Genomic DNA, 13,608 nt, shown 5'->3' with positions numbered 1-13,608 from the left:
GGTTCACTCAAGTTTCAATCAGACATGCTGGACGCCCGCCAACTGCAAGCCCTGGCCGCCGTGATCGAACACGGTGGTTTTGGCCCGGCCGCGCAGGCGCTGAACCTCACGCTGGCGGCGGTGTCGCTGCGCATCAAGTCGCTGGAGGAACACCTGGGCCAGCGCCTGCTGGTGCGTGGCAAGACGGTGCGCGCCACCGCCGCCGGGCAGGCCCTGCTGGCGCATGTGAAGCAGCTGCAGATGATGGAGGCGGACCTGCTGGCCGGCCTGCAGGGCGGCGGCGAGCCACGTGCCGACGCGGCCTGGCAGTCGCTGAGCGTGGCCATCAACGCCGACTCGGTGGCCAGCTGGTTCCTGCCCGGCGTGGCGCCACTGCTGCAGCGCCACCGGCTGCTGCTGGAGATCATGATCGACGACCAGGACCACACCCACGACGCGCTCAAGAGCGGCGACGTGATCGGCTGTGTGACCACGCTGGCCCAGGCCATGCGGGGCTGCGTGGCCGAGCCGCTGGGCGTGATGCGCTACCGCTGCGTGGCCGCGCCGGCCGTGGTGCAGCGCTGCCGCACACCGCGCGGCGCGGTGTCACCGCACCAGCTGCTGGCGCAACCGGCCATTATCTTCAACCGCAAGGACGCGTTGCAGGACGGATTTCTGGCGCAGCACTTCGGCCTGAAGCAGCCGAACTACCCGAGGCACTTCGCACCCGCGGTGGACGCGTTCGAGACCGCGATCGAACTCGGCCTGGGCTGGGGCATGGTGCCCGAGCAGCACCTGGCCCGGCGCCCGGGATTGCAGGAAATGCTGCCCGGCGCCACGGTGGACGTGGTGCTCTACTGGCAGCACTGGGCGCGCGAGCCGCTGTCGGCCCAGCGCCTGACGCAGGCGGTCAAGGCCGCGGCCCACGCCAGCCTGCCGCCGGTGCAAACCGGTTGACGACAAAAGAGAACTGCCAGGGCGACGCCCGGAGCGCGTGCCCCACCCAGCACACACCGCGGAACCGGCTTCGCCGGGCCGCTGGTGTGGTCCCCCTTTCAAGGGGGAAGCCGCGCAGCGGCGCAGGGGGATCAGCCTTTCAAGCAAGTGCTCATGAAGGCCTTGCGCTCATCACCCTTCAGTGCCTTGGCGGTGGCTTCGGCGTTGCAGCTGGTCATCTTGCTTTGCTGGGTGATGGGCGCGGCGGCGGTGTCGCCGCTCAGGCAGGTCTTCATGAACGCTTTGCGCGGATCGCCCTTGAGGGCTTTTTCGCCCGCGGCCTTGTTGCAGCTCACCATGCGGTTCTGTTGCGCAGTCTGCCCGGTTTCGCCGCTCAGGCACGATTTCATGAACGCCTTGCGCGGGTCGCCGGCCAGGTTCTTCGCGCCGGCCTCCTTGTTGCAGCTGACCATGCGGTTCTGCTGGGCCGTGGGCGCGGCCGCTGCGGCTTCAGCGGGGGCAGGGGTGGCGGCCGTGGTGGGCGCCGCAGCGGTCTGGGCCAGGGTGACGGAGAAGATGCCCGCCAGGGCGATCAGGGTCAACAGTTTTTTCATGGCTTGACTGGCAATCGGTTCTGCCCTGGACCGTGGGCGCGGGGTGCCCGGAGCCGGGCCTGATGACGATACCGCACCCGCGGGGCGGGCCCGTGTCAATGGATCTCCGGGTTTTCCCGCACCGGTTCAGGCTCAGGCAAGGCGCGCCGCGTGGCGGTGCCGCAGCCGGGCCTGCAGGCGCTGCGTGCTGCGGGTCAGGCGCGCGCCCGCGTCGAGCTGGATGCGCGCCCAGGCTGCGTCGGCGCCGCGCCAGAAGTCGTCCAGGGCCTCGCGCCGCAGGTGTTCGGCGCTGCGGCGGGCGCTGGGGTAGTCGTGGGGATCGGGCAGGGTGTGGCGGGGCATGGTGGTCTCCGGTGAATCGGGGGTGTTTTCACTGTATTGAATTGACCACCTGCCGGAAACCGCAGTAATCACAGATAGGTTTTGCATTTTGTGCAAAACCACTACGATGCGAGCCATGAAACTCGATCTGGACGATGCCGCCCTGTTCCTGCGCGTGGCCGAGCTGGGCTCGCTCTCGGCGGTGGCGCGCGAGCGCGACCTGCCGGTGAGCCAGGTGTCGCGCACCCTGGTGCGGCTGGAAGCGCGTTGCGGCGCGCGCCTGATGCACCGCAGCACCCACGGCCTGTCGCTCACCGACGAGGGCGACACCTTCGCCGCCCACGCGCGCCGGCTGGTGGACACGCGCGACGAGCTGGCCGCCGCTTTGCGCCACAGCCGCAGCGGGCCCAGTGGCTGGGTGCGGCTGGCGGTGAGCCCGGTGCTGGCGGAAACCGTGATCGCCCCGAGCCTGCCTTCGCTGTACGAGGCCTTTCCGCAGCTGCAGGTGGAGGTGCTGGCCGACGACCGCATGAGCGACATGGCGCGCGAAGGGGTGGACATCGCGATCCGCACCGGATCGCCCCAGGGCGACAACCTGGTGGCGCGCCAGATCGCCGAGCACGGACGCCAGCTCTGCGCCTCGCCAACCTACCTGCGGCGTTTCGGCACCCCGCAGCACCCGGACGAGCTGGCGGCGCACCGCCTCATCACCAGCAGCGCCAGCCCGGGGCTCAACCGCTGGCCCTGGGATCCGCGAGCGCAGCAGCCCGCGGGCGCCTTCTACCTGGCGAAGGGGCACACACGCAGCGACAACTCGGCGCTCACGATGGCGCTGGCGCTGCAGGGCGTGGGCATCGCCCGGCTCAACGACCTGCTCACCCGCGCGCACTTCGCCAGCGGGGCGCTGGTGCCGGTGCTCGACACCTGGTTCGACCGCAGCCGGGTGCCGATCTACGCGGTGATGCTGCCCGAGCGCCACCGCCTGCCCAAGGTGCGGGCCTGCACCGACCACTGGGCGCGCTGGCTCTCGGGCGAGGTCCCGGCTGGCCTTGTGCCCGCCTGAAACAAGCGCAGAGGCCCGCCGCCTAAAATCCCATCCCTATGCTCAAGATCAAACAGGAACTGCTGGCCGGTCTGGCCACCGCGCTGGACGCGCTCTCGCCCGGCGCGGGCGCCAAGGCCGCCTTCGAATCGCCCAAGGTGGCGGCGCACGGCGATTTCGCTGTCACCGCGGCCATGCAGCTGGCCAAGCCGCTCAAGCTCAACCCGCGCCAGGTCGGCGAATCGCTGCGCACGGCGCTGCTGGCGATGCCGGTGTACCAGCAGTGGGTGAGCGACATCGACATCGCCGGCCCCGGCTTCATCAACATCCGCCTGAAGCCCGCTGCCAAGCAGCAGATCGTGAAAGAAGTGCTGGAAGGCGGCGAGCGCTTCGGCATGGCGCCCAGCAACGGCCAGCGCCTGATGGTCGAGTTCGTTTCGGCCAACCCGACCGGCCCGCTGCACGTGGGCCACGGCCGCCAGGCCGCGCTGGGCGACGCCATCTGCAGCCTGTACCAGACGCAGGGCTGGGACGTGTACCGCGAGTTCTATTACAACGACGCGGGCGTGCAGATCGGGACGCTCGCCAACAGCACACAGCTGCGCGCCAAAGGCTTCAAGCCCGGCGACGCGGAGTGGCCCGAAGCCGCCTACAACGGCGACTACATCCAGGACATCGCCAACGACTACCTGGCGAAGAAGACGGTGCACTCCGACGACCGCGAGTTCACCGCCAGCGGCGACGTGGACGCGCTGGACGACATCCGCCTCTTCGCCGTGGCCTACCTGCGCCATGAGCAGGACCTCGACCTGCAGGCCTTCGCCGTCAAGTTCGACCACTACTACCTCGAATCCAGCCTCTACACCAGCGGCAAGGTCGACGCCACGGTGCAGAAGCTGCGCGACGCCGGCAAGACCTACGAACTCGACGGCGCGCTCTGGCTCAGGTCCACCGACTACGGCGACGACAAGGACCGCGTCATGCGCAAGGGCGACGGTTCGTACACCTACTTCGTGCCCGACGTGGCGTACCACATCAGCAAGTGGGAGCGCGGCTTCACCAAGGTGATCAACATCCAGGGCACCGACCACCACGGCACGATTGCTCGCGTGCGCGCCGGCCTGCAGGCCGCGGGCGTGGGCATTCCAGAGGGCTACCCCGACTACGTGCTGCACACCATGGTGCGCGTGGTCAAGGGCGGCGAAGAGGTGAAGATCAGCAAACGCGCCGGCAGCTACGTGACGCTGCGCGACCTGATCGAATGGACCAGTAAGGACGCGGTGCGTTTCTTCCTGCTCAGCCGCAAGCCCGACACCGAATACACCTTCGACGTCGACCTGGCCGTGCAGAAGAACAACGACAACCCGGTCTATTACGTGCAGTACGCGCACGCGCGCATCTGCTCGGTGCTGGCTTCCTGGGGCGGCGACCCGGCGACGTTGAGCGGTGTGGATCTCTCTGTGCTGGACAGCCCGGCCGCCCAGGCGCTGATGCTGCTGCTGGCCAAATACCCCGCCATGCTGAGCGACGCCGCGCGCGACTTCGCGCCGCACGACGTCACTTTCTACCTGCGCGAGCTCGCCGCGAGTTACCACAGCTACTACGACGCCGAGCGCATCCTGGTGGACGACGAGGCGGTGAAGCTGGCCCGCCTGGCGCTGGTCAAGGCCACCGCGCAGGTGTTGCACAATGGTCTGGCGGTGCTGGGCGTGAGCGCCCCGCAAAAGATGTGAAGCTGATGTTCCCCATGAAAAAACCTACCCTGCTGGCCCGGAAACACTTTGGCGGCACGCTCACGGGCTTCGTGATCGGCCTGCTCGTGGGGCTGGGCATTGCGCTGTCGGTGGCGGTGTACGTCACGCGCGTCCCGGTGCCTTTTGTCGACCGGGGCGTGTCGCGCAAGCCGGCGCAGGATGTGGAGGAAGCCGAGCGCAACAAGGGCTGGAACCCGAACGCCGGCCTGGCCACCAGCCCGGCGACCGTGCCGCCACCGGTGGTGATCCCGGACCCGGCGCCCGCGCCGGTCGTGGCCGCACCGGCGGGAAGCCCGGCCGCTGGCAAGCCCGTCGCCCCGCAGCCGGCAACGCCGCCCACGCAGGCCGATCCCCTCGGTGAACTGATGCGCTCGCGCACCGGTGCCGCCAATGGGGCAGCCCCGCCGGCCGGCGCGCCGGCGGCCGATCCTTTCACGTACTTCGTGCAGGCGGGCGCTTTCCGCGCACCCGAAGAAGCCGAAGCCCAGCGCGCGCGTCTCGCCATGCTGGGCATGGCGGCCGACATCAGCGAGCGGGAACAGTCCGGGCGCGCCGTTTTCCGGGTGCGTATCGGACCTTTCAACCAGAAAGCCATGGCCGACGCGACACTGGAGCAGCTCGAAATCAACGGGGTGGAAGCCGCCCTGGTGCGCGTTCAGCGCTGAGACCGGTGCGTGTTCCGGAACTTTTGCCCGGGCCCTTGAGACCAAGCAGGCCAACACAAGGAGTTTGATTCGATGCAACGCCGCGATATTTCCCGTTCCCTGCTGGCTGCCGGTGCCCTCGCCGCCAGTGGCCTTGGCATCAGCCCCGCATGGGCCCAGCGCGTCGGGTTCAAGGAAGGCAAGGACTATGTCCGCCTGAGCCAGCCGGTGCCGGTCAGCACGCCGCCCGGACAGGTGGAGGTGGTGGAGTTTTTTGCCTACTCCTGCATCCATTGTTTCAATTTCGAACCGCTGCTCAACGCCTGGATCCAGAAGCTGCCCGCCGACGTGAAGATGCGTCGTGTGCCGGTGGCGTTCACCCAGGCGTTCGTGCCCATGCAGCGCCTGTATTTCGCGCTGGAGGCCATGGGCCTGGTCGGCACCTTGCACGAAAAGGTGTTCAAGGCCTTTCACGAAGAGCGCTTGCCGCTGACCACGGCGCCGGCCATCACCGCGTGGGTGGAAAAGCAGGGTGTCGACCGTGAAAAGTTCATCGGCTTCTACAACGGCAGCGCCGTGAAGATGGCCGAGGCCGCCACTGCGCTGCAGAACGCGTACGACGTGGAGGGCACGCCGGCACTGGGTGTGGCGGGCCGTTTCTACATCGGCGGACAGGGGCCGCGCACCATGCTGATTGCCGATTCGCTCATCGTCGAAGCGCGCAAAACCTGATCTTCGCTTTCCCCAGCTCGAGACAAGACCCGCATCTGGCGGGTCTTGTGTTTTCAGGGGCTGTCGATTGAGCGCCGATCGCCAACAAGTCGGCTTTGCGCCGTTACAATGAATGCAAGATTTGTGCCCCACTAAAGCCATGCCCACACACCACTTTTCCCCCCGATGGACCCTTCGCTTCCTGGCCTTGATGGCCGGTCTGGTGCTGGCAGGCGCGGCCCAGGCGGAGCTGGCCGACAAAGACAAGCCCATGAACATCGAAGCGGACTCGCTGCGCTACGAAGACACGCGGCAGACCAGCGTCTTCACCGGCAACGTCCTGATCACCAAGGGCACCATCGTCATGCGGGGCAGCAAGATGGACGTGCGCCAGGACCCGCAGGGCAACCAGTTCGGCGTGGTGACCGGCACGGCGGCGGCGCCTGGCTTTTTCCGCCAGAAGCGCGAGGGCCTGGACGAGTGGATCGAAGGCGAGGGCGAGCGCATCGAATACGACGGCAAGGCCCAGACCGTGGTGTTCACCGGCAGCGCCGTGCTGCGCCGCTACCGTGGCACCCAGCTCAACGACGAAAGCGTGGGCAACCAGATCACCTACAACAGCCTGACCGAGGTGTTCACTGTCAAGGGTGGCCCCGCCAACCGCACCGCCGCCAACCCCTCCGGGCGGGTGCGGGCGATGCTGACACCCATTCCGGAGGCAGAGACGGCACCCGCTCCCGCGACCGATCCTGCCCAACTGCGCCCCAGCACCAATCTCAACGAGAAGAAGAAGTGACGACCATGCCCATGGCCAGCACGCCACCGGCGATGGCGGTGCGCAGCAGTCTGGAAGTTCAGGGTCTGATGAAGGCCTATGGCAGCCGCAAGGTGGTCAAGGATGTCTCCCTCAAGGTCGACAAAGGTGAAGTGGTCGGCTTGCTGGGCCCCAACGGCGCGGGCAAGACCACCTCGTTCTACATGATCGTGGGCCTGCTGCGCGCCGATGGTGGGCAGATCCTGCTCGACGGCCAGCGCATCGAAGCCCTGCCGATCCACCGCCGTGCCCGCATGGGCCTGGGTTACCTGCCCCAGGAAGCCTCGATCTTCCGCAAGCTCACGGTGGCGCAAAATGTGCGCGCCGTGCTGGAGTTGCAGCACGATGTGGACGGCCATGCCCTGAGCGAACCTGAAATCGCCAGCCGGCTTGATGAACTGCTCAAGGACCTGCGGGTGGACCATCTGCGCGATTCGCCCGCGCCCGCCCTGTCCGGCGGCGAGCGGCGCCGGGTGGAGATTGCCCGCGCCCTGGCCACGCGCCCGCGTTTCATCCTGCTGGACGAACCCTTTGCCGGCATCGACCCGATTGCCGTGCTGGAGATCCAGCACATCATCGGTTTCCTGAAGTCCCGCGGCATCGGTGTGCTGATCACCGACCACAACGTGCGCGAAACCCTGGGCATCTGCGACCACGCCTACATCATCAGCGACGGTCACGTCCTGGCCAGCGGCACGACGGCCGAGATCATCGAAAACGCCGAAGTACGCCGTGTGTACCTCGGCGAGAACTTCCGCATGTGATGGTGCAATGCGCCGCCGGTTTCCCCATCCTGCACAGGCCTGAAGCATGAAGCAAGGCCTGTCCCTGCGTGTTTCGCAGCACCTGGCGCTCACGCCCCAGTTGCAGCAGTCGATCCGGCTGCTGCAACTCTCCACGCTGGAAATGGCGCAGGAGGTCGAGCAGATGCTCGACGAAAACCCGTTTCTGGAGCGCACCGAAGACATCGCCGAGCGCGAAGCCTTCGGTCTGGAGCAGGTTGATGCGCCCGTGAGCGCGGGCGAACAGATCGCTGAAGCCGCGCTGCCGGTGGCCGACGCGGTGGCCGCGCCGGCCGAATACGACGGCCCGCTGCCCGACCGCGTCAGCAGCACGTCCGACGCGCCTGCCGACAGCGGCTCCGGCGACGAGATCGAGAGCCGACTCGACGGCGCCACCCCGGTGGAAGAAAGCTGGGAAGGCGACGGCACGGTCGAGATGGCGCCCGACGACAGCGAATGGGGTGGTGACGCACCCGCGCGCAACAGCGGCTCGGGCGGTGACGACGACGAAACCGCCAGCGCCGCCGACCTGGCCCGCAGTCCCGTCAGTCTGCAGGACCACTTGCACGAGCAGGCCCGTTGTCTGCGGCTGAGTGACGAAGACCAGGCGGCGCTGTATTTCCTGATCGAGTCGCTCAACGACGACGCCTACCTGGAAGACGACCTGGCCGAGCTCGCCCTGGGTTTCTGGCGGCTCATGCACGGCCGCGAGGCGGCCGCTCCCGGGATCGAAGAGCTGGAGGCTGCTGAAGCCCAGTTGCGCATGGCCCTGGGCTGGCTGCAGCACATGGAGCCCACCGGTGTGGGCGCGCGCAACCTCGGCGAATGCCTGCGGCTGCAGATCGAAGAGCTGCGCAACTCCCCCGAAGCGCGCGCGGCGCTGGCCATCTGCAACCAGTCGATGGAACTGGTGGCCAAACGCGACATCAAGCGCCTGTGTGCCCTGTGCGGCATTGACGATGAAACCGCCCGCGCCGCGCTGGCCATCATCGCCCGGCTGGAACCCAAACCCGGGCGCCGCTTCATCGATGTCGAGCGCAACGTGGTCGTGCCCGACGTCATCGTCACGCGCGCCGGCCGGGGTTTCAAGGTCATCCTGAATCCCGACGTGATGCCGCGCCTGCGCGTGCACGATGTCTACGCCAACGCCATGCGGCAAAACCGCGGCGGTCGCGACAACGGCGGCGAAGCCGGCCACGCCGCCATGCAGCAGCGGCTGCAGGAAGCGCGCTGGTTCATCAAGAACATCCAGCAGCGCTTCGACACCATCCTGCGTGTGTCCTCGGCCATCGTCGAGCGCCAGCGCAATTTCTTCATGCACGGCGAACTCGCCATGCGACCGCTGGTGCTGCGCGAGATCGCCGACGAACTCGGCCTGCACGAGTCCACCATCAGCCGCGTGACCACCGCCAAGTACATGGCCACGCCGTTCGGCACCTACGAACTCAAGTACTTCTTCGGCTCCTCGCTCGGTACCGAAACCGGGGGCAACGCGTCCAGCACCGCGGTGCGCGCCCTGCTCAAGCAGTTCATCGCCTCCGAAGAGCCGAAGAAGCCGCTGTCCGACAACCAACTCTCCGACCTGCTCAAGGAGCAGGGCATCGAATGCGCGCGCCGCACCGTGGCCAAGTACCGCGAGGCGCTGCGCATTGCGCCGGCGAACCTGCGCAAAGCGCTGTGAACACCCCCTGCGCCGCTTCGCGTCTCTCCCATCAAGGGGAGCCGCACCCGCGGCCTGGCAAAGCCAGTTCCGTGGTGCGGGCTGGAAACTGGCGCGCGTAATCGCCACCTGCGGACGCACCCGCGCTCAACACCTTCAGTACCTGCCGTGAACCAGCTCAAACTCTTTCTCCCCTGCGCCGCTGGCGTGGAGGACATGCTCGCCGACGAGGTGCAGCGCATCACCAACGAACCGCTGGCCTTCAAGGCACGCGGCGGTGTGGGCATCAAGGCCTCGTGGCGCGACGCCATGCGCCTGAACCTGCACAGCCGACTCTCTCAACGGGTATTGGTGCAGCTGTGGCACGGCGGCTACCGCGGCGAGCAGGACCTGTACAACGCCGCGGGCGAGATCGCCTGGGAAATCTGGTTCACGCCGCAGCAGACCATCAAGGTCGAGATCACGGCGCAGCACAGCCCGCTGACCAGCCTCAACTTCGCGGCACTGAAGATCAAGGACGCCATCTGCGACCGCTTCCGCGACAAACGCGGCGAGCGCCCCAGCGTGGACACCACCTGGCCCGACGTGCGCATCTACGCCCACCTCACCACCGACGAACTCACGCTCTACATCGACACCTCCGGCGAGCCGCTGTTCAAGCGCGGCTGGCGCGAAGACAAGGGCGACGCGCCGCTGAAGGAAACGCTGGCCGCGGCGATGATCGCCGCCACCGGCTGGAACGGCGGCGAGGCACAAACGCTGGACGACATCACCCCGCTGTACGACCCCTGCTGTGGCAGCGGCACGGTGGTGATCGAGGCGGCTCAGATCGCGCTCAACATCCCGCCCGGGATGCTGCGCCGCTTTGCGTTTGAAAAGATGCTGCCGTTCCAGCAACACGTGTGGACCGCGATCCAGGACGAAGCCGAGCGCGACATGCGCGACTGGCCCGAGGGCCACGCTCCCATGGTCTTTGGCAGCGACGTCTCGTTCCGCATGGTCGATTTCGCGCAGCGCAACGCCGAGCGCGCGGGTGTGGCGCACGCCATCGAGCTGCGCGGCGGCGACGCGCTGCAGCGTTTGCCCCCCACCCAGAAGCCCGGTGTGATGCTGCTCAACCCGCCCTACGGCGAGCGCATCGCCGCGGCCGGTGTGGCTGGAGAAAACGCCAGTGCCCGCGCCCAGCGCATGGAGCCGCGCGCCCCCCGCACCTTCACCGCCGGCAAGGCCGCGCCCCCCGCGCCCGGCCTGGGCCGTGAGAGCGCGCAGATGACCGACGGCGGCGACGGCAGCGAGTTCTTCCAGCAACTCGCTGCCCACTGGAAAAGCCACTACGCCGGCTGGAGCGCCTGGCTGCTCACGCCCGACCTCAAGCTGCCCGGCAAGATGCGCTTCAAGGAATCGCGCCGCGTACCGCTGTGGAACGGCCCGATCGAGTGCCGGCTGTTCCGGTTTGATCTCACCGCAAGGCGTGCCCCAGACACTCCGCCGGCGGCATGAGCAGAACGGATCCGGTGACGCTGGTGCTCGACACCAACGTCGTGCTCGACCTCTTCGTCTACGAAGACCCGGCCACGCTGCCGCTGCGCGCGACCCTGGCCAAGCCGCAGAGCCGCTGGCTGGCCACGCCCGTCATGCGCGAAGAATTGCGCCGCGTGCTGGCCTACCCGCAGGTGGTCAAACGCCTGGAGGCCCGGTCCCTGACCGCCGAGGCCGTGCTCGCCGCCTTCGACGCCCGCGTCCAGCTCGCCGACATCGCCCCCAAGGCGCCCTTCACCTGCAAGGACGCCGACGACCAGCAGTTCATCGACCTGGCCGTTGCCCACACGGCCGTGCTGCTGAGCAAAGACAAGGCCGTGCTGTGCATGGCCAAACGGCTGGCCACACTCGGTGTGAGCGTGAACCGCCAATGGGCGCCCGCCGCCATTCAACCCCAACCCATCACCCCATGAAAACCATCGTCCGCGCCTTCTTCAAAACCGTGCGCGCCGTGCTCGGCCCGTTCATGCTGCTGAAAGAGCGGCTCACCCAGCCGAAAGGCGTGGTGCGCGAGCCCGCCGCCCAGACCACCGTGAATCTGCAGTGCCAGAACCTCGCGCTGTACCAGTTCAGCACCTGCCCGTTCTGCATCAAGGTGCGGCAGGAAATGCGCCGCCTCTCGCTGCCCATCGAGCAGCGCGACGCCCAGCACAACGCCACCCACCGCGCCGAACTGCAACAAGGCAGCGGAGCGACCAAGGTGCCTTGCCTGAAGATCACCGATGCGTCTGGCAAGAGCCAGTGGCTGGTCGATTCGGCCGCGATCATCGGCTACCTGCGCGGGCGTTTCGCCACGACCTGAGCCGCAGGCTCAGCCGGCCAGCAAGCCAGCGCTCACCTCGGCCGCATCCGGCCGCTCAAACACCATGTTGTGCCGCTCCGTCAGCGGTCCGCCGCCGGGCACCACCTCACCCAGCGCGGTGGTGCCCACGGCCTTGAATTTCCACACCGCGCCGATGCGCTTCAGGTTGCCCACGGGCTGGCCGGCGGCGTCCAGCACGGCAAACACGCCATCGTTCACCGGGTGCAGACTCAAAGGTCCCGGCGCGGCACTCATGCAGGGGTCCGCACACCGGCGCGCACGCCGGGCAGAGGCGTGACCGCCCGCGCATCGGCCCGCTCGCGCCGCCCGCTCAGGATGCGGCCGAGGTTGCCCTCGATCCAGTCCGCCAGGCCTTCCACCTGACGCGCCACCTCCACGCCCATCGGCGTGAGGCTGTATTCCACATGCGGCGGCACCACCGGGTACTGCGTGCGCAGCACGAAGCCATCGCCCTCCAGCCACTGCAGCGTCTGCGCCAGCATCTTCTCGCTCACGCCGCCGATCTTGCGGCGCAGGTCGCTGAAGCGGTGCGTGCCCGCCAGCAGCGCCACCAGCACCAGCACGCCCCAGCGGCTGGTCACGTGCTGCAGCACGGCGCGCGAGGGGCACTCGGCCGCAAACAGCTCGCCGCGCTCCATCAAGGTGGCAATGGCGGGGGCCTGGTCAGGGGCGGACGAATCGGTGGCGCGCATGGGTACTTACCTTTATGTACGTACTTACAAAAAGTTTGTTAGGTCGGTATTCTCCGCTCCTCATCGTTTCCACACAAGGAGTTTTTCCATGATTGCCATCACCGGCGCCACCGGCCAGCTCGGCCGCCTCGTCATCCAGAACCTGCTCAAGTCCGTGCCCGCCGGCCAGATCGTGGCCGCCGTGCGCAGCCCTGAAAAAGCCGCCGACCTCGCCGCGCTCGGCCTGCAGGTGCGCCAGGCCGACTACGCCCAGCCCGCCACGCTCGAAGCCGCCTTCCAGGGCGTGGACAAGCTGCTGCTGATCTCGTCCAGTGAAGTCGGCCAGCGCGCCCCGCAACACGCCGCCGTCATCGCCGCCGCAAAGAATGCTGGCGTGAAGCTGCTCGCCTACACCAGCATCCTGCGCGCCGACAGCTCGCCGCTCGGCCTGGCCGCAGAACACAAGGCGACCGAAACCATGCTGCGCGATTCGGGCATTCCCTTCGTGCTGCTGCGCAACAGCTGGTACACCGAAAACTACACCGGCAGCGTCGGCGCCGCCGTGCAATACGGTGCGGTCATGGGCAGTGCGAAAGACGGCCGCATCGCCTCCGCCGCGCGCGCTGATTACGCCGCCGCTGCGGCCGCTGTGCTCACGAAAGAAGGTCAGGCCGGCAAGGTGTACGAACTGGCCGGCGATACCGCCTACACCCTGGCCGATCTCGCCGCCGAGATCGCCCGACAGTCCGGCAAGCCGGTGGTCTACAAGGACATGCCCGAGGCCGAGTACAAGGCGGCGCTCATGCAGGTGGGCCTGCCCGAAGGCTTCGCCGCGCTGCTGGCCGACTCCGACGTGGGTGCCTCCAAAGGCGGCCTGTTCGACGACGGCCACCAGCTCAGCCAGCTCATCGGCCGCCCGACCACGCCGCTGGCCGATGTGGTGAAGGCCGCTCTGGCGGCTTGACGGGCCAGCGGTCGAAGTTCCGCCCGGGTGTGGCCCGCCCGGGTCCTGGTCTTTCAGGCGCCTGCTCGCACAATGCCGGGCACCTGCTTTGATGCGTCGAACACCGGGATGGAGGCAAGCCCCATGCACTTCATGACCGGGATGGACCACCGCACGGTCCTGGCCAATGGCATGCATCAACCTGCGCGCCTTCAGCCTTCCCGACACCATCCGCGCCGGTCTGGAGAACCACCGGGCGGCGGCGAGCCGCGAATTTGAGGACGACGAGCGCGATCACGCGCGCCGGTTGCGCTGCCCGGTGCTGACCCTCTGGGGTGAGTTCGGCAAGGTGCACGGCCTGTGGGGCAAGGGACT

At 67.8% G+C, this 13,608-nt stretch carries 16 protein-coding genes; 12 read left to right on the top strand and 4 right to left on the bottom strand.

Going from position 1 to position 13,608, the window contains the following annotated elements:
* Window positions 1-24 precede the first annotated feature (24 nt).
* Window positions 25-936 carry an HTH-type transcriptional regulator ArgP gene (locus F3K02_RS01620; protein WP_177132572.1) on the top strand — a complete coding sequence of 304 codons (912 nt, stop codon included), beginning with the start codon at window positions 25-27 and terminating at the stop codon, window positions 934-936.
* Between the two features lie 131 nt (window positions 937-1,067).
* On the opposite strand, the gene F3K02_RS27935 is transcribed toward F3K02_RS01620, so the two are convergent.
* On the bottom strand, window positions 1,068-1,529 hold the full coding sequence (locus tag F3K02_RS27935) for a PsiF family protein (RefSeq protein ID WP_177132570.1): 462 nt from the start codon (window positions 1,527-1,529) through the stop codon (window positions 1,068-1,070).
* A gap of 132 nt (window positions 1,530-1,661) precedes the next feature.
* A complete protein-coding gene (locus tag F3K02_RS01610; RefSeq protein ID WP_177132568.1) occupies window positions 1,662-1,871 on the bottom strand; it encodes a hypothetical protein in 210 nt (69 codons plus the stop codon).
* 115 nt (window positions 1,872-1,986) lie between these two features.
* Between F3K02_RS01610 and F3K02_RS01605 the strand changes: the two genes are divergently transcribed.
* The 10 genes from F3K02_RS01605 to F3K02_RS01560 all read left to right on the top strand — a co-directional run bounded on the left by F3K02_RS01605 (window position 1,987) and on the right by F3K02_RS01560 (window position 11,598).
* Window positions 1,987-2,913: a LysR family transcriptional regulator gene (locus tag F3K02_RS01605; RefSeq protein ID WP_246309058.1), complete on the top strand. Its 927-nt coding sequence runs from the start codon at window positions 1,987-1,989 to the stop codon at window positions 2,911-2,913.
* A 38-nt stretch (window positions 2,914-2,951) separates the two neighbouring features.
* A complete protein-coding gene (gene argS / locus F3K02_RS01600) occupies window positions 2,952-4,625 on the top strand; it encodes an arginine--tRNA ligase (protein WP_177132564.1) in 1,674 nt (557 codons plus the stop codon).
* Window positions 4,626-4,639: 14 nt separating this feature from the next.
* Complete coding sequence (locus tag F3K02_RS01595) at window positions 4,640-5,311, top strand: SPOR domain-containing protein (protein ID WP_177132562.1); 672 nt, start codon at window positions 4,640-4,642, stop codon at window positions 5,309-5,311.
* 72 nt (window positions 5,312-5,383) lie between these two features.
* Window positions 5,384-6,022: a thiol:disulfide interchange protein DsbA/DsbL gene (locus F3K02_RS01590; RefSeq protein ID WP_177132560.1), complete on the top strand. Its 639-nt coding sequence runs from the start codon at window positions 5,384-5,386 to the stop codon at window positions 6,020-6,022.
* A 139-nt stretch (window positions 6,023-6,161) separates the two neighbouring features.
* On the top strand, window positions 6,162-6,797 hold the full coding sequence (lptA, locus tag F3K02_RS01585; RefSeq protein WP_246309056.1) for a lipopolysaccharide transport periplasmic protein LptA: 636 nt from the start codon (window positions 6,162-6,164) through the stop codon (window positions 6,795-6,797).
* A gap of 5 nt (window positions 6,798-6,802) precedes the next feature.
* Window positions 6,803-7,579: an LPS export ABC transporter ATP-binding protein gene (gene lptB, locus F3K02_RS01580; RefSeq protein ID WP_177132789.1), complete on the top strand. Its 777-nt coding sequence runs from the start codon at window positions 6,803-6,805 to the stop codon at window positions 7,577-7,579.
* Between the two features lie 46 nt (window positions 7,580-7,625).
* Window positions 7,626-9,278 carry an RNA polymerase factor sigma-54 gene (gene rpoN, locus F3K02_RS01575; RefSeq protein ID WP_177132558.1) on the top strand — a complete coding sequence of 551 codons (1,653 nt, stop codon included), beginning with the start codon at window positions 7,626-7,628 and terminating at the stop codon, window positions 9,276-9,278.
* Between the two features lie 147 nt (window positions 9,279-9,425).
* A complete protein-coding gene (locus F3K02_RS01570; RefSeq protein WP_177132555.1) occupies window positions 9,426-10,757 on the top strand; it encodes a THUMP domain-containing protein in 1,332 nt (443 codons plus the stop codon).
* Complete coding sequence (locus F3K02_RS01565) at window positions 10,754-11,209, top strand: putative toxin-antitoxin system toxin component, PIN family (protein WP_177132553.1); 456 nt, start codon at window positions 10,754-10,756, stop codon at window positions 11,207-11,209. The genes F3K02_RS01570 and F3K02_RS01565 overlap by 4 nt, the downstream gene beginning before the upstream one ends.
* Window positions 11,206-11,598 carry a glutaredoxin family protein gene (locus tag F3K02_RS01560; protein WP_177132551.1) on the top strand — a complete coding sequence of 131 codons (393 nt, stop codon included), beginning with the start codon at window positions 11,206-11,208 and terminating at the stop codon, window positions 11,596-11,598. Before F3K02_RS01565 ends, F3K02_RS01560 begins: the two co-directional genes overlap by 4 nt.
* Window positions 11,599-11,607: 9 nt before the next feature.
* Here the strand turns inward: F3K02_RS01560 and F3K02_RS01555 are convergent, their stop codons facing one another.
* Complete coding sequence (locus F3K02_RS01555; RefSeq protein WP_177132549.1) at window positions 11,608-11,853, bottom strand: hypothetical protein; 246 nt, start codon at window positions 11,851-11,853, stop codon at window positions 11,608-11,610.
* Window positions 11,850-12,311 carry a winged helix-turn-helix transcriptional regulator gene (locus F3K02_RS01550; RefSeq protein WP_177132548.1) on the bottom strand — a complete coding sequence of 154 codons (462 nt, stop codon included), beginning with the start codon at window positions 12,309-12,311 and terminating at the stop codon, window positions 11,850-11,852. Before F3K02_RS01550 ends, F3K02_RS01555 begins: the two co-directional genes overlap by 4 nt.
* Before the next feature lie 88 nt (window positions 12,312-12,399).
* On the opposite strand from F3K02_RS01550, the gene F3K02_RS01545 reads away from it, so the two are divergent.
* Window positions 12,400-13,254 (top strand): SDR family oxidoreductase, encoded by an 855-nt coding sequence (locus F3K02_RS01545; RefSeq protein ID WP_177132546.1) that lies wholly within the window; start codon window positions 12,400-12,402, stop codon window positions 13,252-13,254.
* The last annotated feature ends 354 nt before the right edge of the window (window positions 13,255-13,608 follow it).

Origin of the sequence: Hydrogenophaga aromaticivorans (assembly GCF_013387465.1) — a bacterium.
Taxonomy (GTDB): Bacteria; Pseudomonadota; Gammaproteobacteria; order Burkholderiales; family Burkholderiaceae_C; genus Hydrogenophaga; species Hydrogenophaga aromaticivorans.
Note: the sequence above shows the minus strand (reverse complement) of the source record. Positions and strands in the feature narration are given on the sequence as shown.